This window comes from Mesorhizobium sp. WSM4823 (assembly GCF_055811195.1).
Window position 1 is genome coordinate 21,446 of record NZ_JBVVQL010000003.1, and the last position, 18,224, is coordinate 39,669.

Below are 18,224 nucleotides of genomic sequence, written 5' to 3' on the forward strand. Positions count from 1 at the left end.
GGAGACCCCGATGACCCTCGATCCGAAAGTCGTAGAGACCCTGCAGGGCGTCTCCACCGCGACCCTCACCACGGTCCTCCTGAAGAAGGGCCTGCGCAACGTTTGGATGCGTGGAACCAAGCCTATCCGTCCAGGCCAGCCGCGCGTGGTGGGGCCGGCCTTCACTTTGCGCTTCGTGCCGGCGCGCGAAGACCTCGCCACCCCGGCAAGCTGGGCCTCGCCTATTTCGACCCGTGCGGCGATCGAGGCGATGCCCGAAGGCTGCGTGGCGGTGGCTGACGCAATGGGCGTGCTCGACGCCGGTATTTTCGGTGATATCCTCTGCGCGCGCATGGCCAGACGCAATGTCGCCGCATTGATCACCGACGGCGCGATGCGCGACGCCGCGGGCGTGCTCGGTACCGGCCTCAACGTATGGTGCAACGGCATTTCCGCGCCGCCTTCAGTGGCCGGTCTCACCTTCGTCGGCTGGCAGGAGCCGATCGCATGCGGCGGCGTGGCGATCTTTCCTGACGATATCGTGGTGGTGGATGATGACGGCGCGGTATTGATCCCCGCGGCATTTCTCGACCAGGTGCTGGCCGAAGCGCCGGAGCAGGAGACGATGGAAGCCTGGATCATGACCGAGGTCGGTCGCGGCGTGCCGCTGCCCGGTCTCTATCCGATGAACGAGGAGACGAAGGCGCGCTATGCCGCTTTCGCGAAGAAGACATGACCTTCGGCGTCGATGCCAAGGGCGTCTACCCGATCGCGGCGACACCGTTCAATGCGGACATGTCGGTCGACTACGACTCCGTCGACCGGCTGACGGAATTCTACCAGGATGCCGGCGCCACCGGCATGACGATCCTCGGCATTCTGGGCGAAGCCCAGAAACTGGAGCCCGAGGAATCGCTGACAATCGCAAGGCGCGTGATCGCGCGCTCGCGTGTCCCTGTCGTGGTTGGAGTATCCAATCCGAGCTTTGCCGCCATGCGCAGGCTAGCGCGCGAGGTGACGGACGCCGGCGCAGCCGGCGTGATGCTGGCCCCAGCCTCGCACCTGCGCAGCGACGAGCAGATTGCCGCCTATTTCCATCACTGCGTGGAAGCAATCGGTCCGGACGTGCCCTGGACCCTGCAGGATTACCCGTTGACGCTGTCGGTGGTCCTGTCGGTGCCGATGATCTCGCGCATAATGAAGGAACATCCGTCCTGCGTCATGCTGAAGGCAGAGGACTGGCCGGGACTTGAGAAAATCTCGGCGATCCGCAAGCTCCAAGCCGCAGGCGACCTGCGGAAATTCTCGATCCTGACGGCCAATGGCGGACTGTTCCTCGATTTCGAGCCGGAACGCGGTTCGGATGGCGCGATGACGGGCTATGCCTTTCCGGACATGCTGGTCGAACTCGATCGGCTGCACCGCGAAGGCGAGCGCGACGCAGCGCACGATCTTTTCGATGCCCACCTGCCGTTGATCCGTTTCGAGCAGCAACAGGGGATTGGCCTCGCGGTGCGCAAATACGTGCTGATGCAGCGCGGCGCCATAACTTCCGACGTGCAGCGCAGCCCGCGTTCATCGCTGACGCCGACCGGACGGTCCGAAGTCGACTATCTGCTGGAACGTCTGGGCCGAAAGGACCCGCGAGCAAGGTTGTGAGGGATGCCTGTCGTGCGGCCGCCGAGGGGCGTGTGTGGGCAGGGCATCGCATCAGGCCGGCATCATTGTGACCGCTCCTCGATCCGGTCGACGATCATCTTCGCGATCGGCATAGCGGACGTCGCCGCCGGCGACGGCGCGTTACAGACGTGCAATTGGCGCGGGCTGTCGAGGAATAGGAAATCGTGCACCAGCGTGCCGTCGGCAAGGACCGCCTGGGCGCGGATGCCGGCGCCCGGTTCACCGAGGTCCGAGAGCTCGAGCGAGGGGCAGTATTTGCGGCACTGCTCTAGATACCCGCGGCGGAAAATCGAGTTGCGGAACTCGTCGATACCTGACGTGAGGTTCTTGCGGGACATCTTCCAGAAGCCGCCGAAAGCAAGCATCTGGGCGATGTCGCGCAGGTTAACGCTGCCCTTTTTGTAGCCTTCGCGATGGAAGCCCAGCACGGCGTTGGGCCCGACCGTCACCCGTCCGTCGATCATGCGCGTCAGGTGGATGCCGAGGAAAGGCAGATCCGGATCAGGGATCGGGTAGATCAAGTGCTTGACGATCGTCGATTTCGCGTCGGGCAATGTGTAATATTCGCCACGGAACGGCACGATCTGGTGGGTGGGATTTAGCCCAGCAAGCCTCGCCAGGCGATCCGACTGCAGCCCGGCGCAGGCAACAAGCTGCTCGGCGCGGATCGTTTCGCCACGATCGGTGGTCACCACCACGCCAGTGTCGTCTTCAGAGATGCCTTTGACGCGGGTGCCGGTCATCAGCTTGGCACCATTCGCCTTGAGACCCTCGGCCAGAGCGTCGCAGATCAGCTTGTAGCTGATAATGCCGGTCGACGGCACGAGCAATGCGCCTAGGCCAGCGATGTTTGGCTCGATCTCACGCAGACGCGCCGCGCTTACCTCCTCGAAGCCGATGCCGTTCTCGGTGGCGCGGCCCTTCAGCGCCTCCATGCGCTCCACCTCGAGCGGGCTGGTCGCGACAAGCAGCTTCCCGCACACCTCGAACGGAATCTTTTTGGCGCGCGCGAAAGCCTTCGTGGCCTCGGCTCCCTCGCGGCAGAGCTTCGCCTTCAAGGAGCCGGGGGCGTAGTAGACGCCGGCATGGATGACACCGCTGTTGTGGCCGGTCTGGTGTTCGCCGAAACCGGCCTCCTTTTCGAGGACCAGGATGCGAGCCGCCGGATCGCGGGCCAGGATATCGGAGGCGGTGGCAAGCCCGACGATGCCGCCGCCAACGATGCAATATTGAAATGTCATATACCGCAGTCCTATCAGACCTCAGCCTCGTCCGCGGCGATCTTCTTGCGCCCGGTCAGCTTGAGGAAGAGTGGGATCGAGAGCACGAGAACCGTGGCGATGAACAGGCCCAGGGCAATGGGCCGCTCAATGAAGACGAGCAAGTCGCCCTGCGACTGGATCAGCGTGCGGCGGATGTTGCGCTCCAGCAGCGGCCCCAACACCAGGCCGAGGATCAGCGGCACGGCTGGATAATCGAGCCTGGCAAGGACGATCCCGGCGCCGCCTGCCAGGATGGTCAGCATCACGTTGAACGTCGAATTGTCGATGGCGAAGACACCGTAGACGACGATCGCAATGACGACTGGATAGAGATAGGCCGTCGGAACGAAAAGCGCCGCCGCCAGCAGCGGAGTCAGCAACAGCGTCAAGAACACAAGTGCAAGGTTGCCGATGGCGAAAGAGCCAAACACCGACCAGACAAACTGCGGATTCTCGGTGAACAGCAGCGGGCCCGGCTGCAGGCCGATCATGATCAACCCGCCCATCATCACCGCCGTGGTCGCCGAGCCCGGGATGCCAAGCGTGAACAGCGGAATCATCGCGCCGTAGGACGCTGAATTGTTGGCCGCCTCCGGCGCTGCCACGCCCTCGACGATGCCGGTGCCATATTTTTCGGGCGTCGGCGATAGGCGCTTGGCGAGTGCGTAAGAGAGCATGGTCGCTGCCGAGGCGCCGACGCCGGGGAGGACGCCCACGAAGAAGCCGAGCACCGACCCTTGCAGCAGTTGCCAGCGTGTCTGAACGGCATCGCTCAGCCTCGGCAACAGCGAGGCGAAAGTGTATTTGGCAACCGGCTTGTCCACATTCGCCTCCAGGGAGGTGAAGATCGCGGTAAGCCCGAACAGGCCGACAGCGACGATGGAGAAGTCGAGCCCATCGAACAGGTTCATCGACCCGCCGGTATAGCGCGGCAAGGCGGAAATGGGATCGAGTCCCACCATGCCCAGCCACAAGCCCAGCGCCAACGCGACGAAACCCTTGAAGGCGTTGCGGCCGCCCAACACGCTGAGCAGCGAAAGCGCAAAACACATCATCGCCGTCATCTCGGTCGGGCCAAAGGCGAGTGCATAGCGCGATACCGGAACCGAAAGAGCCACCAGCCCGGCTATGCCGAGAAGACCGCCGACGAAAGAGGCGAAGACGCTCGTCCCCAGCGCCCGCCCGGCCTCGCCCTTCTGGGCCATGGGATAGCCATCGATGACCGTCATCACGGAAGGCGCGTCGCCGGGAATGCCGAGCAGGATCGACGTGATGGCGCCGCCGAACATCGAGCCATAGTAGACACCACCGAGGCACGCGATTGCCGCGACGCCGCCGAAGCCTGCCGCCACCGGCAGCATGATCGCAACGCCGGCGGTCGGTCCGAGGCCAGGGAGCGCACCGATCAGCAAGCCGACCACAGCGCCCAGTATGGTGCAGGCGAAGATTGCCGGATCGGTGGCGGCGAGAATTCCGTCCCACAGCAGCGCAAGCGTTTCCATCGCGGTACCTCTCCTGGTGGCCGATTAGAAGCCGAGCGGTCCCCTGGGGGTCGGCACGCCCAGGAGATTTTCGAACAGCAGCAGAAGGACGATCGGCGTGATCACCGACACCGCCGCAAGCTTGACAAAGAAAACTGGCCCCGGTTCGGTCCGCAGAGCCAGGCCGATCGCCGCCATAGCCAGCATGGTGGCGATCATCATGCCGAGATACGGGGTCAGCCAGACGGCGATGAGCAGCGCCGCGATCACGACCCCAGCTTTTGCCGCCTCGCGGCCCGATATGCCCGGGCCAAGCTTCTCAACCCCGCCAAGCGCTCGGTATAGATTTACTGCGCTGAGCAAAGCGATCGACGAACCGATGATGATGGGGAACAGACCGGCCCCGGGCGTGGTGCCCTGCATCAGGCCATAACCGATGCCTGTGTAGATCAGCCAGAGACCGAAGATTATCAGCAGTGCGGCGACCAATAGGTCGAGCCGTTGAACGCTCATCGCTTTCCTCCTCGCGACGGATGGGAGCCACCCGTCGGGTGGCTCCGGAGAACCTGACTATTTGATGATGCCGAGTTCCTTCATCATCGTCTCATAGCGCGCGTTGGTGCGCTCGAGCACTTGCTTGAAGCCTTCCGCGTCAACATAGTCCGGGATGTCGTGGAAGCGGTCGATATACTGCTTCTTCCACTGCTCGCTGGTAGCAACCTTTTGCAGGACGCCCTCCCAGTAGGCTACGACTTCCGGTGGAACATCCGCAGGCATGACCAGTCCGCGAAGCTGGGTGTGCAAAATGTCGCCGTAGCCGAGTTCCTTGAAGGTCGGGATGTCAGGGAAGGCCGGCGAACGCTCGGCCGACGTGATCGCGAGTGGCCGCAGCTTGCCGGCCTTCATCTGCGCCATCGCTTCGGATGGGTTGAGAAAGCCGACGTTTACATGTCCGCCAAGCAGCGCCGCCATCACCTCGCCCTCACCGTCGAACGGCACGGAGTCAATCTGGATGCCGAGCGCGTTGGACGTCATCTTGGCCAGCAGTGCCGCGTCGGAGACGACGCCCGTCGTACCGGTGGTGAAGCGCGGCGTCTTCTTCAGATCGTCAAGCTTCTGGTATTCGCTGGAGGTAGGAACAACCATGATGTATGGCGACTGCGCGATCGCAGCGAGTGGAGTGAAGTCCTTGTAGCTCACCGGCGAGCCACCCAGCAGTGGCGTTGTGAAAAAGCTGACGCTGACGGTCGCCAGATGATAGGGATCACCCTTTTCCTTGGCGACTGCACTGTAGCCGACCGCGCCCGAGCCGCCTGTACGGTTCTCAGGCAGGATCTTCACAGGGATCAGCTTCATCTCCTCGATCACGCCGGCGATGGTGCGGGCGAGCGTATCGCTGCCACCGCCGGCGCCGAACGGGATTATCATTTTGATGTCCTTGTCCGGATACTCCGCTGCCGCGGCGCTGACCGCGATGGCCGCAGCTGTGAGCAAACCGAGGCCGACGACGCGGCCACGGTTGACGAAGTTCGAGAGTCCGTAGGTCATAGTCATTTCCTCCCAGTTAGAACTTGGAACAGCACCGGAACCGATCGAACCATTTTTGGGGTCCCGGGGCTGCGATTGTCAGGCGTTCTTCTTTTCGATGGTTTCACGCAACAGGTAGCCGTGCGCATCACGACCGGTGAACTGGCTGCCTTTGGGGTCCTTGACCCGAGCATCCTTCAGCGCTTCGTAATTCGGCGTGAAGCCAAGGCCCGGCGCATCCGGAATTGTCATCTTGCCGTTCACGGGGTCGGGCGTGCCGTTGAAGAAATGTTTTCCGGTCATCCACATGCCGTAGTGGAATTCGACCGGGCCGCCATTCATCACGCCCGCCAGAATGTGCATGTTGAAAATCGGCCAGCCGCCGCCATTGGCCATCGGCAGATTGAAGGCCTGGGCGAGGTGCGCCACTTTGAGCGCCTCGGTGTAGCCGCCATTGTAGAGGACGTTCGGCTGCAGCACGTCCACCGCGTGGTGGACGACGAGTTCGCGGAACCGCCAGCGGTTGCCTTCCATCTGGCCGGCGGCGATCGGAATCTTGACGCGGCTGCGCAGGTCGGCAAGCGCACGCGCGTCGTTTTGCTCGATCGGTTCCTCGAACCATTTCAGGTTCGCGTCTTCCACGGCCTTCGCCAGCATGAAGGCGTCATGCGGGTTGAAGTAGCAGTTGGCGTCGATCATGAGGTCGACATCGGGGCCGATCGCCTCGCGCGCGGCATAGACGCGACGCACGTCGTCCTTCCAGGTACGCGTCGGCTCGCCGCCGACGACCATCTTCAGCATGGTATGCCCGTCGGCCAGAAACTTCTTGGCATAGTCGGCGATCTGCTGCTCGTCGAAAAACGGGTAGCCAAACGTCGCATAAGTATAGGCTTCGCGGGAATAGCCGCCCAGCAGCTCCGAGACCGACTTGCCGACAATCTTGCCCTGGAGGTCCCACAGCGCGATGTCGATTGCCGAGAGAGCGTTGGAAATAACACCGGTATAGGCGCGGTTGTTGAGCTGCTTCCATACTTTGGAATGGATAGCCTCGGTGTGAAAGACATCCATGCCCTTGATCAACGGAAAGATATGATCCTCGATGCAGGGCATGGTCGACCAGGGCAGGAACTGGCCGGTGCAGCCGAGCCCCTTGAGGCCCGTGTCGGTCTCGACCTCGACAAAGACGAACATGCGAGATTCGATGGATTCGCCAATGCCAGGCAAATCGATCTCATGGCGATGCAGGCTGGCGGTGATGTTTGCAATTTTCAAGTGAGATCTCCTTGGGACAAATGGGTCATATGGCGGCCACGGTGGCCGCCGCATTTTCAATGGATGCCTTCCAGCGTGCCTTGCCGTTGAGGACGTGATCGAGCCCACGCTGCCGAGCGAGCTCGACGTCGCCGCGCTCAATCGCGTCGGCGATGCTGCGATGCTCCAGATTGGTCTGCTCCGGCGATGAAAGCGAGCGCCGCAGGACGTGAGTTTCCCGGATCAGATCGTTGTAGACGCGGCGCGCACAGGAATGATCGGCGATACGGCCGATCAGTTCGTGGAACGCAAGGTTGATCTCGTAGTAGCGCACGATCCTGCCGGCGGCGATCGCCGCATCCATGTCGGCTATCAGGCGCTTGAGCTTTGCCGCTTCGGCTTCGGTACGCCGTTCCGCTGCCCGCGCGCACATCAGCCCGGTGAGCAACGAGCGCACGTCGTAGTTTTCGGCAATCTCGCGGTGGGACATTTCGCGGACGAAGACGCCGCGCGCCGGAATAGAGACGAGAAGGCCCGCCTCGACAAGTGCCCGCGTCGCCTCGCGCACCGGCGCTCGGCTCACGGCCATCTGCCCGGCAAGCACCGCCTCGTTGATCCTGCTGCCGGGCTGTATGTCCCCCGTGAGGATCATCCGTTCTATTTCGCTGTAGACGCGAGCGCTCAGGCTTTCGGATCGTTCGATCGGTCTTGCTGCAAATGTCACGTCTTCGCCCTCGGTTCGCTGTCGCCTGTCAACTGTAAACTGTCGACAGAAGCAGGCGCAAGCACCCAGTCAGCACCGGATTCCTGGGCTATCCGATGGAGACGGCGATGCAGGCCGGGCCCGATGGGAATGCCTGTCTTCTCACGCTCGGCGCGGACCTTGCGCTCCGGGTCGCCGGCCACCTGGACAGGTTTTAGCGGGTCCACGGGGGGTGTTGCGCGCAGATCGTCGCAGAAGCGGGCAACGTCGGCGCGGAAGTCTGCAATCGGACGGAACAAGGCGGGGTTGATGGCCATGAAGAAGTGACCGACATCGAGGCCCCATGGCTGTTTCGAATGGTTGGGATCGGTGATCAGTGTGGAGCCGGACAGGCACGAGGCGAGGATATTGACCATCACAGCCAGCCCGTAACCCTTGTAGCCGGCGCTCTCCGCCGCGCCGCCCAGCGGCGACAGGAAGCCTCCCTCCATCACTGCTTTCGGGTCGAGCGTCGGCACGCCCTTCCCGTCCATGCCCCAGCCCGACGGCATGAGTTGGCCTTCGACGATCTTGTTCCGGACCTTGCCGGACGCCACGGTCGTCGTGGCCATGTCGAGCACGAAGGGGCGGCCGGGCTCGGCGGGGGCGGCGAAGGACCACGGGTCGGTGCCGAAGCGCGCCGCCGCGCCGCCGGTCGGCGGAACCCGAATGCCGAATACGCTGGTGGCGGCGATGCCAATCAGATCGTGATCGGTGGCCTTGGTGGTGAAGTAGCCCAGCGCGCCGAAATGACCGGAATTGCGGACCGACACCACGCCGACGCCGGCTGCCCTTGCCTTGGCGATCGCGGTTTCCATCGCCTGTATGGCGGGATCGTGGCCGAGGCCGCCGTCCCCGTCGAGCAGAGCGCTGACCGCCGTCTCCTGCACGATTGCAGGCTTCGACTGGAAGTTGATCGGCCGCGTCTGCCGTCGTTCGTTGTATTCGACCAACAGCGCGATGCCGTGGCTTTCGAGGCCATGGAGATCGGCCCAGGCCAGCACGTCCGCCGATTTCTCCGCCTTCTCCGCAGGCATGCCCCAGGCGCGGAAAATGCTCATCGCCTGACGGCGGTGCGTCTCGAAATCATGCCTCATCCTGACCTCCCGGGAAGGCTGCCCCATGATCGACAGCCGTCCGACGATCAGAATAAGGATTCGACCGATCGAAAAACAATGTCAGCTTCAATTGATTCAAACGATAGTTTTTCTTGGTTCCAGAAGGGCGGATGACAATGACGTTGATGCGTCCGTGAATGCCCCGTTTGGATGCAAGACAACCGACCTCGAGCGGGCTCAACGGCAACCTTGGAAGCCTGGCTCGGCTAGAGAGTGGACTCGCAGCCATGATCCGTTCTTTCGCATCTGGATTGGAAAAACAGCGCGATCTCTTTCGGTAATTTCACCGCTCGTCCTCCCCATGACCATGGCCATGGTCGCCGCCTTCGCTTTGTCATTCGGTGCGGATGCCGATGCCGCGATAGAAGGTTTCGCCGTTTGATGATTGCGATCTAGGGCCGGGTCACCAAGACACAGTCGACTCACTACACCAAGAAGGCCAGGCGCAAGCCGATCGCCGGCCGCGCCGCCCATAAACTGCTCTTCGCGGCGGAACAAAAAATGGACGAAATTGTCCCACCGGAACAGGCGGTTGAAGAAAGTGGGGCAAAAACAGCCGAAAAACCGAGTAAAATCAGTGCCTGAAAACAGGGTGGTGCCCCTAGCCGGGATCGAACCAGCACTCCTTGCGGAACTCGATTTTGAGTCGAGCGCGTCTACCAATTCCGCCATAGGGGCTCAGGCCGGGCGGCCTGGATGGGCGCGGACTATACGGTTGGAGGCCTGTTCGTCAACTGGCCAATTCCCGGCATAAGGCCTTCGCTCCACCCCAGCCTTTCGATTTCGTGAAGCAGCGGCCATTGTGCGGCGCGAAAATTCTTTCTAGACAAGCGGCGCGTAAAAGCGCGTCGCGTCTGGAGAGATTCATGTGGCGCGCTTTTGGTCTTTGTTTGTGCATGTCCTTGTCCCAAAGCCGCTGCGCTTTTTGGGCGACATACTTTAGGGGTGCCGATGCTTCGCGGACTTTACGACTGGACCTTGTCGCTGGCGGCAAAGAAATCCGCCGAATGGTGGCTGGCCTTCATCGCTTTCGTCGAAAGCTCGGTGTTCCTGGTGCCGGCCGACGTGCTGTACCTGCCAATGGCGCTGTCGCGGCCGGATCGCGCCTATCGCTACGCGCTGATCGCCACGCTGGCATCCGTTCTGGGCGGTATCGCCGGCTGGTATATCGGCCACTATGCCTATGACGCGGTGGCCAAGCCGGTCCTCGAATTCTACGGCAAGTATGACGACTTCGAGGCGCTGCGCGTCTCGTCGGGCATCGGCTTCATCATCCTGATGCTGATCACCTCCGGCCTCGCCCACCTGCCGCCGATCAAGGTGGTGACGATCCTGTCCGGCGTCATCGGCGTCAATCTCCTGCTGTTCATCGTGCTGGCGGTCGTGGCGCGCGGCGCCCGTTTTCTTTTTCTCGCCTGGCTGCTGCGCCGCTATGGCGAACCGATCCGCGAGTTCATTGAAAAGCGCCTTGGCCTGATTGCTGGCGCCGCTGCCGCCGCCCTGATTTCGCTCTATATCGTTGTCAAATACGCCTTTTGAGCGAGAAGGGCCGGTAGATCGATGACAGCAATCGTGAATGCCGACACTGGACGCCAGCGCATGCGAACGGCGTTGTTCCTCGCCGTCGCCATGGCCGCCACCGTCGGCTCGGCGCTGGCCTTCCAGTATCTGGGCGGCTACATCCCGTGCAAGCTCTGCCTGGAGCAACGCATCCCCTACTATATCGGCGTGCCGCTGATGCTGCTGGCGGCGCTTGCGTCGGCGCTCCACGCCCCCGCATGGGTTACCCGTAGCCTGCTGGCCGTCGGCGGCCTGCTGATGGTCTACGGCGTCTATCTTGGCGTCTATCACTCCGGCGTCGAATGGGCGTGGTGGCCGGGGCCGACCGACTGTGCGGCGGCGGCAGGACCGGTGGACACCGGCGGCAAGGGCGTGCTCGACGCGCTCGATAAATTCGTGCCGCCCTCCTGCGACAAGGCGGCGCTGCGCATCCTCGGCCTGTCGCTGGCCGGCTGGAACGCCATCGCCAGTCTTGTCCTGGCAATCATAGCCTTCCGCGGTGCGCTTGCCCGCGACTGAGCTACTGAGCCGACGCGAGATCGTTCAAGAATTCGGCAGGCTGAGTCGTATGAAGTGATTTTCGAGAACCGGAGCGGAGCGGACATTTAAGTCAGTGAGCACCGGAAGCGCAGAAAATCGCTTCAGGCGGCCAGCCTCCCGAATTATCGAACGATCTCAAGGTTCGAGTTCGACATCCCAGTATAGATAATCCATCCAGCTTTCATGCAGGTGGTTGGGCGGGAACAGACGGCCATTGTTGTGCAGGTCATGCACCGTCGGCTGAAACGGCTTCTGCAGCGGCCACATCTTGGCGTGCGCCGGCATCATGCCGCCCTTCCTCAGATTGCAGGGCGAGCAGGCAGCGACGACATTCTCCCACGTCGTCGCGCCGCCGCGATGGCGGGGAATGACATGGTCGAAGGTCAGATCCTCGGGCGTGCCGCAATATTGGCATTGGAAACGGTCGCGCAGGAAGACGTTGAAGCGGGTGAAGGCCGGATGCCTGGACGGCTTCACATAGGCTTTCAGGCTGACGACGCTCGGCAGCTTCATCGAGAAGGTCGGCGACGACACCGCGTGCTCATATTCGGCGACGATGTTCACCCGCTCGAGGAACACCGCCTTGATCGCATCCTGCCACGACCAGAGCGACAGAGGGTAATAGCTGAGCGGACGGTAATCCGCGTTCAGCACTAGCGCTGGAAGCCCATCCGGAGATACGGCAACCGTCACGTCATTGACCTCCTTGGCTCTACAACCGGTCGGCGCGGATACTGTAAGCCCGACATGACAGGGATGTGAAGCGGCTTGTCGATCAAACGAAGCGCCAAAAATGCGTGATTTTCAGGGATTTTTGCGGATTTAGGCAGGGGGTGCAGCATCCCTGCCCTTCAATTCCCGATAATAGGCCCAAAAAAGCCGCGATGCGACCCCTCGCCATGGGCTCCATGATTCGGCCAGTTGGATCAGCTTTTTCTCGGGCGGGCGCGGGTCGATGCCGAGCGCGTGGCCGACCGCGCTCTGCAAGGCAACGTCGCGTGCCGGGAAGACATCGGGGTGGCCGGCGGCGAACAAAAGATAGACCTCCGCCGTCCACGGGCCGATGCCCGACACTTTGGTCATGGCTGTGATCGCCTCCGCGGCATCGAGCAGGCAGAGATGATCGAGGTCGAGGCCATCGACCACCGCCTGGGCGACCGCAATCAGGCCGCGCTGCTTCGGCCGCGACAGACCGGCCTCGCGAAAGATGGCTTCGTCGGCGGCAAGAATGGCTTGCGGCGTCAAGGGATCGACGAGTTTTGTCAGCCGTCCGAAGATGGCGTCGGCGCTGGCGCGGGATACCTGCTGCGAGACGACGATCGAGGCAAGGCTTCTGAACCCCGGCTCGGAGAGCCGAAGCGGCACCTCGCCGGCCATACCGCGCACCCTTTCGAGGCGTGGATCGAGCAGACAAAGCGCGTCCAGCCCTTGCGAGATGTCGTCGAGGGTGGCGATGCGTTGCATGCTTGCTTGTTCCCAGCGCAAAATGGCAATTGCTAGCCAGCGCAAAGTAGCAATTGGCGAAAGCGCCTGACAATCCGATTGCCACCTGAGAGATGACACTGCTGACATTCCGCTTCGCGCCGAGCCCGAATGGCGAACTGCATCTCGGTCACGCCTATTCGGCGCTGCTCAATCAGAAATTGGCGAGGGCAACGGGCGGGCGCCTGTTGCTGCGCATCGAGGATATCGACACGACGCGCTGCACGCCGGAGTTCGAGGCCGGCATTTTTCGCGATCTGAAATGGCTCGGGCTTGGCTGGGAAGAACCGGTGCGCCGTCAGTCCGAGCATTTCGCCGACTACCGGGCGGCGCTCGATCGGCTGATCAGGGAAGAGCTCGTCTACCCGGCCTTCATGAGCCGTGGTGATATCAGAGCCTTCATTGCCGACAGCGAAAAGCGCGGGCGCGACTGGCCGCGCGATCCGGACGGCGTGCCGCTCTATCCCGCCGTCGACAAGGCGTTGCCGACCAGGGAACGCAGGCGCCGGATTGCGGAGAATGCGCCCTTCGCCTGGCGGCTGGATGTCGGCGCTGCGGTGGCGCGCGTCGGCAAGAACCTGGCATGGATGGAATTTTCGGATGAGAGGCTTTCCGCGACACATACGGTAGACGCCCGGCCGCAGGACTGGGGCGACGTGATCGTGGCGCGCCGTGAAATCCCGACCAGCTATCATCTCGCCGTCGTCGTCGACGACGCGCTGCAAGGCATCAGCCATGTGGTGCGCGGCCAGGACCTCTATTCCGCCACCGGCGTGCAGCGGCTGCTCCAGGACATCCTCGGCCTGCCGCAACCAAGCTATTTCCACCACCGTCTCGTCCTCGGTCCGGACGGACGAAAGTTGTCGAAGAGTTTGGGGGATACCGGCCTCGCCGCGTTGCGCGAAGCCGGAGCATCACCGGCCGATGTCAGAAAATTGGTCGAGCTCTGACCTCCGAAGGGACATGCCGATCCGCCGCGCATTCAATTCGCGTGACGTATGGATCAACCGTTTGGTTTTGCTTGCCAGGTTGAACCACTTTACAGCAGTCGCGACAGTCAACCCTTCACCGACCACGCGGCAGCCTCCGGAAAATGCACAGCATCAAGCGGTTCATCCCCGCCTCCTTCGTCGTCCTGTGGGCGACCGGCTTCATTGGCGCGCGATACGCCATGCCGTGGGCGGAACCCTTCACCTTTCTCGCTGCACGCTTCGTTCTGGCGGCGATCCTGCTGGCCGTTCTGATGATCGTTCTCGGCTCGAGAAGAGCCACCCGCGCCGAGGCGCTGCACGCCACGGGCGCCGGCATCCTGATGCATGGCGTCTATCTCGGCGGCGTGTTCTGGGCCATTCACAGGGGCATGCCGGCCGGGCTTTCGGCCCTGATCGTCGGGCTGCAGCCGCTGATCACGGCGGTACTCGCCGGCAGGTTTCTCGGCGAGGCCATCCTGCCGCGCCATTGGGCCGGTCTCACCGTCGGACTTGCCGGCGTGGTCATCGTGCTTTGGCCGAAGCTCGGAACGCTCGGCGGCGGCGTGACGACTGAGACGCTTGCCGCCTCGCTTGTCTCGGTGCTGGGCATGAGCGCCGGCACGATCTGGCAGAAGCGCTTCGCCTCCGGCGGCGATCTCGTCGCGGCCACCAAATGGCAATATGTCGGCGGTGCCTCGGTCATGGTCTTGGCCTCGCTCGCTTTCGAGACGCGAACGGTCATCGTCAACGGCGAGCTGATCTTTGCCATGGCGTGGCTGGTGCTGGTGCTGTCGATCGGCGCCATCTTCCTGTTGATGGTGATGATCCGCGACGGCGAGATGTCAAAAGTCGCTTCGCTGTTCTATCTGGTCCCGGCCGTCACCGCGGTCATCGCCTGGGTATTGTTCGGCGAGCAGTTGAACCTGGTCCAGATCGTCGGCATGGCGATCGCGACGCTCGGCGTCGGGCTGGCAACCGCTCAGCCGGCCAAAGCATGATCCCGAACCGAAGGTCAGCGAAGCAAAAAGTGGGAACCGGTTTTCGGAGAAGATCAAGCTCACTAAGAATCAGCCAACGCGGGCGCGTGCCTCCAGATAGCGGCTGATCGCGGCATTGAGCTCACCGCCGAGGATGAAGATCGCCGAGACCATATAGAGGAAGACGACCGCGACCATGATCGAAGCAAGACCGGCATAGGTCGTCACATACGACGAGAAACGGTCGAGATAGGCGGCGAAGATGGTCGACCCAATGAGCCAGGCAATCAGCGTGAAGATAATGCCCGGTATGATCGAGACGAAGCGGCGCTTGCCCGCCGGCAGCCAGTAATGCACCGCGAACAGCCCACCGACGATGACGGCGGAGGCAATGGTGTAACGCCACAGAGTGATCGTTCCCATATAGGGCTTTATCCATTCGAAATTGGCCTCCGCCAGCCGCGCCAGTAAGGGCGCGAAGACCAGAAGCACGCTGATCATTAGAAAACCCGCCGTGGCAATCAGCACGAAGACGATGCTCTGCACCCGGCGGTAGATGATGCCGCGCGTTTCGGAGACGCGGTAGGCGCGGTTGAGCGAGGTGCGCAGCGCCTCGATGCCGTTCGAGGCAAAGAAGGCGGCGAGCAGCACGCCATAAGTCAACAGGTCGGTGCGCCGCACGGTAAGCACATTGAGCACTTCGCGCGCGATCGGCTTGGCGATCTGCTCGGGCCAGGTATCGAAGACGATATGCACGGCCGTGTCGGCAAAAGCCTGTGCACCGAAGAAGCTGGCCAGCGTCGTGGCGAAAATCAGAAAGGGGAAAAGCGCCATCAGCGCCGTGATCGCCAGGTGACTGGCCATTGCCCAGCCATCGTCCGCGTTGAAATGGCCGAGCGCATCATAGAGCACGCGTTTGAGGGCTACGATCTTCCGCAACAAGAACCGCGTTCCCTTCGATTGTCTCGACGCCGCGAATATGGGAAGGGATTGCAGCAAATGGCAAGCCTAGGTCAAACCGCGGCTCCTCCCGGAGAAGAGTTGCGCACCATCATCGTCACCGGTGCCTCTTCCGGGATAGGTGCCTATTGCGCCCGGGCGTTGAAGGCGGAAGGTTGGCGGGTCTTCGCGACGGCGCGCCAGCCTGCGGATATAGCAGCCCTCGAAGCCGATGGCATCGAAGCCTTCTATCTGGACTACCGCGAGGCGGGATCGATCGAGACGCTGGTGGCGTCGGTGCTGGAGCGCACGGGCGGACAGCTCGATGCCCTATTCAACAACGGCGCCTATGCACAGCCCGGCGCCGTAGAGGACCTGCCGGTCGCAGCACTCAGGGAGCAATTCGAGGCTAATGTCTTCGGCTGGCATGACCTCACCCGTCGTGTCGTGCCGGTTATGCGCCGCCAGGGCGCCGGTCGTCTCGTCCACTGCTCCTCGATCCTCGGCCTGGCGCCGCTGCGCTTTCGCGGCGCCTATTCGGCATCCAAGCACGCGATCGAAGGGTTGATGCTGTGCATGCGTCAGGAACTCCAGGGCAGCGGCATCCATGTCTCGCTGATCGAGCCGGGGCCGGTGACATCGAAGATCGCCAGTAACGGCCTTGTGTGGTTTCTCAGGAATATCGACCATGAGAATTCCGTCCACCGCCTCGCCTACGAGGCGCAGTTGCAGCGCCTGCGAGCCGGCGGCAGCACATCACGGCTGAAGCCGGGACCGGAGGTCGTTCATGCGGCCTTGCGCCATGCGCTTCTGTCGCGGCGCCCGCGACCGCATTATGTGGTAACGGTGCCGGCCAGGATCGGCGTGATCCTCAAACGCATCCTGCCGGCAGCGATGCTCTACCGCCTGCTTGCCAAACGCGCCTGAACGCAATCGACTGGAAACACACTATGGCAACCGTCTTCAACGTCCTCGCTGTCCTGGTCATGGTCGCCGTGGTGATCGTGCTGATCCGCGGCCTCATCAACATGATGCGCGGCGGCTCCGGCATGACCTCGAACAAGCTGATGCAGACGCGCGTGCTGCTGCAGTTCGTGGCATTGGTGCTGATCATGCTGGCCGTCTGGTTCACCCGCAAATAAAGGCGACCTGCGATTTCGGGAGGCAGAGCGTGGTCAAGCTCAACAAGATCTACACCCGCACCGGCGACGACGGCACCACCGGCCTCGGCACCGGCGAACGTCGGCTGAAATCCGATCTGCGCATCGACGCTTATGGCACGATCGACGAAGCCAATGCCTGCATCGGCATGGCCCGCATCCACACCGCGGTCACACATCCGGTGATCGACGCGATGCTCGGCCGCATCCAGAACGATCTTTTCGATCTCGGCGCCGATCTGGCGGTGCCGGACGACGGCAAGCCGCTCGACTACGAACCGCTGCGGATCATTGCCTCGCAGACGGAGCGGGTCGAAAAGGACATCGACCTGCTCAACAAGGATTTGCAGCCGCTCAAATCCTTCGTGCTCAATGGCGGCACGCCGGCGGCGGCTGCCCTTCACCTCGCCCGCACCGTGGCACGGCGGGCCGAGCGCATCATGGTGGCTTTGACGCAGGACCCAGGCGAGCCTGTCAACCGCGAGGCGATAAGATACGTCAATCGCGTATCGGACTTTCTGTTTGTTGCCGCACGCGCGGTCAATGACAATGGAAACGCCGACGTGCTATGGGTTCCCGGCAAGAACCGCTGAATCCGCCGAGGCGGGAGGGGTCCGATGTTTATCCCGCTCTACGACACCAACAAGCTGCGGCACATCAGGCTGCAATATGTCACGATCGGTCTGATCGCGCTCAATACGCTCATCTACCTCGTCACCGCGCTTGCCGGCGAAAATTTCGCGAACGCCGCGGTGCTGGGCCTCGGCTACATTCCGTCCGTCGTCCACGACAGCGTCGAACTGGCGCCGCAGTTTGTCGTCATCCCCGAGAGCTTGAGCTACATCACCTATTCCTTCCTGCACGCCGATATTTTTCACCTTGGCGGCAACATGCTGTTCCTCTGGGTGTTCGGCGACAATGTCGAAGACGCGCTTGGCCACGTCCGCTTTCTCGTCTTCTACCTGCTCTGCGCCATCGCCGGCGCCTTCTTCCAGGGCCTGATCGCGTGGGATTCGCAGGTTCCGCTGATCGGCGCCTCGGGCGCCATTGCCGGCGTGGTCGCCGCCTATTTGATCCTCTATCCCCGCGTGAAAGTATGGGTTCTGGCCTTCGCCCGCATTCCGCTGCGCATCCCGGCCTTCATCCCGCTCATCCTGTGGATCCTGTTTCAGATCGTGATGTTCGCCGCAGGTGGCGAGGATCAGGTGTCCTGGGCCTGCCATGTCGGCGGCATCATCGCCGGTGCCGTGCTGGTGCTCATCTTGCGCAACCGCGCCGTACCACTGCTTGCCGGCGCTGATGAAGAGGCATTGGTGGTGGCCGGCGAGGTGCCTGTTGCCGCAGACCCGGCGCCAAACGACCCGCAGCCTGCGCAGCCGGCGCCGCGCTGGGGACGGGGAAGCGCCTCCAATCCGGACTGAACCGATTTGAGTGCGCCGCTGACGATTTGGGCGCTGCCCAGATATTGACGTGCGGGGTCGCCGCAACTACGGAAGCTTTCCCACACTAGGCGGTCGGAGACCAGAATTCCGTCCGGAATGTCGGCTTTCGACAA

At 62.5% G+C, this 18,224-nt stretch carries 21 protein-coding genes and 1 tRNA gene; 11 read left to right on the plus strand and 11 right to left on the minus strand.

The window, feature by feature from the left end; genetic code table 11:
• The first annotated feature begins 10 nt into the window (after nt 1-10).
• Nucleotides 11-715, plus strand: a complete 705-nt coding sequence (locus AC0L26_RS08705; RefSeq protein ID WP_473632175.1) for a ribonuclease activity regulator RraA — start codon at nt 11-13, stop codon at nt 713-715.
• Nucleotides 712-1,638 (plus strand): dihydrodipicolinate synthase family protein, encoded by a 927-nt coding sequence (locus AC0L26_RS08710; RefSeq protein WP_473632176.1) that lies wholly within the window; start codon nt 712-714, stop codon nt 1,636-1,638. Before AC0L26_RS08705 ends, AC0L26_RS08710 begins: the two co-directional genes overlap by 4 nt.
• Before the next feature lie 62 nt (nt 1,639-1,700).
• Here AC0L26_RS08710 and lhgO read toward each other — a convergent pair whose 3' ends face one another.
• The 7 genes from lhgO to AC0L26_RS08745 all read right to left on the minus strand — a co-directional run bounded on the left by lhgO (nt 1,701) and on the right by AC0L26_RS08745 (nt 9,019).
• Complete coding sequence (gene lhgO, locus AC0L26_RS08715; protein ID WP_473632177.1) at nt 1,701-2,900, minus strand: L-2-hydroxyglutarate oxidase; 1,200 nt, start codon at nt 2,898-2,900, stop codon at nt 1,701-1,703.
• A gap of 14 nt (nt 2,901-2,914) precedes the next feature.
• Complete coding sequence (locus AC0L26_RS08720; protein ID WP_473632178.1) at nt 2,915-4,423, minus strand: tripartite tricarboxylate transporter permease; 1,509 nt, start codon at nt 4,421-4,423, stop codon at nt 2,915-2,917.
• A gap of 24 nt (nt 4,424-4,447) precedes the next feature.
• On the minus strand, nt 4,448-4,915 hold the full coding sequence (locus AC0L26_RS08725) for a tripartite tricarboxylate transporter TctB family protein (protein ID WP_473632179.1): 468 nt from the start codon (nt 4,913-4,915) through the stop codon (nt 4,448-4,450).
• A gap of 57 nt (nt 4,916-4,972) precedes the next feature.
• The gene (locus tag AC0L26_RS08730) at nt 4,973-5,950 is read right to left on the minus strand and encodes a tripartite tricarboxylate transporter substrate binding protein (RefSeq protein ID WP_473632180.1); all 978 of its coding nucleotides are present in this window, start codon (nt 5,948-5,950) and stop codon (nt 4,973-4,975) included.
• 78 nt (nt 5,951-6,028) lie between these two features.
• A complete protein-coding gene (locus AC0L26_RS08735) occupies nt 6,029-7,201 on the minus strand; it encodes a mandelate racemase/muconate lactonizing enzyme family protein (protein WP_473632181.1) in 1,173 nt (390 codons plus the stop codon).
• 25 nt (nt 7,202-7,226) lie between these two features.
• Nucleotides 7,227-7,904 (minus strand): GntR family transcriptional regulator, encoded by a 678-nt coding sequence (locus AC0L26_RS08740; RefSeq protein ID WP_473632182.1) that lies wholly within the window; start codon nt 7,902-7,904, stop codon nt 7,227-7,229.
• Nucleotides 7,901-9,019 carry an Ldh family oxidoreductase gene (locus tag AC0L26_RS08745; RefSeq protein WP_473632183.1) on the minus strand — a complete coding sequence of 373 codons (1,119 nt, stop codon included), beginning with the start codon at nt 9,017-9,019 and terminating at the stop codon, nt 7,901-7,903. The genes AC0L26_RS08740 and AC0L26_RS08745 overlap by 4 nt, the downstream gene beginning before the upstream one ends.
• 25 nt (nt 9,020-9,044) lie before the next feature.
• On the opposite strand from AC0L26_RS08745, the gene AC0L26_RS08750 reads away from it, so the two are divergent.
• Complete coding sequence (locus AC0L26_RS08750; protein WP_473632184.1) at nt 9,045-9,422, plus strand: hypothetical protein; 378 nt, start codon at nt 9,045-9,047, stop codon at nt 9,420-9,422.
• A 211-nt stretch (nt 9,423-9,633) separates the two neighbouring features.
• On the opposite strand, the gene AC0L26_RS08755 is transcribed toward AC0L26_RS08750, so the two are convergent.
• Nucleotides 9,634-9,718: transfer RNA gene (locus AC0L26_RS08755), tRNA-Leu, on the minus strand.
• Nucleotides 9,719-9,991: 273 nt separating this feature from the next.
• Between AC0L26_RS08755 and AC0L26_RS08760 the strand changes: the two genes are divergently transcribed.
• Together AC0L26_RS08760 and AC0L26_RS08765 are read left to right on the plus strand one after the other, a co-directional pair.
• A complete protein-coding gene (locus AC0L26_RS08760; protein ID WP_352937423.1) occupies nt 9,992-10,579 on the plus strand; it encodes a YqaA family protein in 588 nt (195 codons plus the stop codon).
• Between the two features lie 21 nt (nt 10,580-10,600).
• Nucleotides 10,601-11,119 (plus strand): disulfide bond formation protein B, encoded by a 519-nt coding sequence (locus tag AC0L26_RS08765; protein ID WP_473632185.1) that lies wholly within the window; start codon nt 10,601-10,603, stop codon nt 11,117-11,119.
• 156 nt (nt 11,120-11,275) lie between these two features.
• On the opposite strand, the gene AC0L26_RS08770 is transcribed toward AC0L26_RS08765, so the two are convergent.
• Nucleotides 11,276-11,833 carry an HNH endonuclease gene (locus AC0L26_RS08770; RefSeq protein ID WP_095485996.1) on the minus strand — a complete coding sequence of 186 codons (558 nt, stop codon included), beginning with the start codon at nt 11,831-11,833 and terminating at the stop codon, nt 11,276-11,278.
• Between the two features lie 129 nt (nt 11,834-11,962).
• Nucleotides 11,963-12,604 carry a DNA-3-methyladenine glycosylase family protein gene (locus AC0L26_RS08775; RefSeq protein WP_473632186.1) on the minus strand — a complete coding sequence of 214 codons (642 nt, stop codon included), beginning with the start codon at nt 12,602-12,604 and terminating at the stop codon, nt 11,963-11,965.
• Nucleotides 12,605-12,696: 92 nt separating this feature from the next.
• On the opposite strand from AC0L26_RS08775, the gene gluQRS reads away from it, so the two are divergent.
• Both gluQRS and AC0L26_RS08785 read left to right on the plus strand, forming a co-directional pair.
• Nucleotides 12,697-13,572 (plus strand): tRNA glutamyl-Q(34) synthetase GluQRS, encoded by an 876-nt coding sequence (gluQRS, locus tag AC0L26_RS08780; RefSeq protein WP_473632187.1) that lies wholly within the window; start codon nt 12,697-12,699, stop codon nt 13,570-13,572.
• Nucleotides 13,573-13,715: 143 nt separating this feature from the next.
• Nucleotides 13,716-14,591: a DMT family transporter gene (locus tag AC0L26_RS08785; protein ID WP_473632188.1), complete on the plus strand. Its 876-nt coding sequence runs from the start codon at nt 13,716-13,718 to the stop codon at nt 14,589-14,591.
• A 69-nt stretch (nt 14,592-14,660) separates the two neighbouring features.
• Here AC0L26_RS08785 and AC0L26_RS08790 read toward each other — a convergent pair whose 3' ends face one another.
• The gene (locus tag AC0L26_RS08790) at nt 14,661-15,512 is read right to left on the minus strand and encodes a YihY/virulence factor BrkB family protein (RefSeq protein ID WP_352937430.1); all 852 of its coding nucleotides are present in this window, start codon (nt 15,510-15,512) and stop codon (nt 14,661-14,663) included.
• 57 nt (nt 15,513-15,569) lie between these two features.
• Here AC0L26_RS08790 and AC0L26_RS08795 point away from each other — a divergent pair, with 57 nt between their 5' ends.
• From AC0L26_RS08795 to AC0L26_RS08810, 4 genes are read left to right on the plus strand one after another with little or no spacing between them, the layout of a single operon-like run.
• The gene (locus tag AC0L26_RS08795) at nt 15,570-16,436 is read left to right on the plus strand and encodes an SDR family oxidoreductase (protein WP_473632189.1); all 867 of its coding nucleotides are present in this window, start codon (nt 15,570-15,572) and stop codon (nt 16,434-16,436) included.
• A 23-nt stretch (nt 16,437-16,459) separates the two neighbouring features.
• Entirely contained in the window at nt 16,460-16,651 is a 192-nt protein-coding gene (locus AC0L26_RS08800; RefSeq protein ID WP_352937433.1) for a twin transmembrane helix small protein, read from the plus strand.
• Nucleotides 16,652-16,680: 29 nt separating this feature from the next.
• The gene (locus AC0L26_RS08805) at nt 16,681-17,262 is read left to right on the plus strand and encodes a cob(I)yrinic acid a,c-diamide adenosyltransferase (protein ID WP_354494243.1); all 582 of its coding nucleotides are present in this window, start codon (nt 16,681-16,683) and stop codon (nt 17,260-17,262) included.
• A gap of 24 nt (nt 17,263-17,286) precedes the next feature.
• Nucleotides 17,287-18,090: a rhomboid family intramembrane serine protease gene (locus tag AC0L26_RS08810; RefSeq protein WP_473632190.1), complete on the plus strand. Its 804-nt coding sequence runs from the start codon at nt 17,287-17,289 to the stop codon at nt 18,088-18,090.
• The last annotated feature ends 134 nt before the right edge of the window (nt 18,091-18,224 follow it).

Excerpts from the sequence above, each read along its gene's own strand:
- AC0L26_RS08705 (WP_473632175.1), top strand. The coding sequence starts at position 11 with ATGACCCTCGATCCGAAAGTCGTAGAGACCCTGCAGGGCGTCTCCACC.
- AC0L26_RS08710 (WP_473632176.1), top strand. The coding sequence starts at position 712 with ATGACCTTCGGCGTCGATGCCAAGGGCGTCTACCCGATCGCGGCGACA.
- lhgO (WP_473632177.1), bottom strand. The coding sequence starts at position 2,900 with ATGACATTTCAATATTGCATCGTTGGCGGCGGCATCGTCGGGCTTGCC.
- AC0L26_RS08720 (WP_473632178.1), bottom strand. The coding sequence starts at position 4,423 with ATGGAAACGCTTGCGCTGCTGTGGGACGGAATTCTCGCCGCCACCGAT.
- AC0L26_RS08725 (WP_473632179.1), bottom strand. The coding sequence starts at position 4,915 with ATGAGCGTTCAACGGCTCGACCTATTGGTCGCCGCACTGCTGATAATC.
- AC0L26_RS08730 (WP_473632180.1), bottom strand. The coding sequence starts at position 5,950 with ATGACCTACGGACTCTCGAACTTCGTCAACCGTGGCCGCGTCGTCGGC.
- AC0L26_RS08745 (WP_473632183.1), bottom strand. The coding sequence starts at position 9,019 with ATGAGGCATGATTTCGAGACGCACCGCCGTCAGGCGATGAGCATTTTC.
- AC0L26_RS08750 (WP_473632184.1), top strand. The coding sequence starts at position 9,045 with ATGATCGACAGCCGTCCGACGATCAGAATAAGGATTCGACCGATCGAA.
- AC0L26_RS08760 (WP_352937423.1), top strand. The coding sequence starts at position 9,992 with ATGCTTCGCGGACTTTACGACTGGACCTTGTCGCTGGCGGCAAAGAAA.
- AC0L26_RS08765 (WP_473632185.1), top strand. The coding sequence starts at position 10,601 with ATGACAGCAATCGTGAATGCCGACACTGGACGCCAGCGCATGCGAACG.
- AC0L26_RS08775 (WP_473632186.1), bottom strand. The coding sequence starts at position 12,604 with ATGCAACGCATCGCCACCCTCGACGACATCTCGCAAGGGCTGGACGCG.
- gluQRS (WP_473632187.1), top strand. The coding sequence starts at position 12,697 with ATGACACTGCTGACATTCCGCTTCGCGCCGAGCCCGAATGGCGAACTG.
- AC0L26_RS08785 (WP_473632188.1), top strand. The coding sequence starts at position 13,716 with ATGCACAGCATCAAGCGGTTCATCCCCGCCTCCTTCGTCGTCCTGTGG.
- AC0L26_RS08795 (WP_473632189.1), top strand. The coding sequence starts at position 15,570 with ATGGCAAGCCTAGGTCAAACCGCGGCTCCTCCCGGAGAAGAGTTGCGC.
- AC0L26_RS08800 (WP_352937433.1), top strand. The coding sequence starts at position 16,460 with ATGGCAACCGTCTTCAACGTCCTCGCTGTCCTGGTCATGGTCGCCGTG.
- AC0L26_RS08810 (WP_473632190.1), top strand. The coding sequence starts at position 17,287 with ATGTTTATCCCGCTCTACGACACCAACAAGCTGCGGCACATCAGGCTG.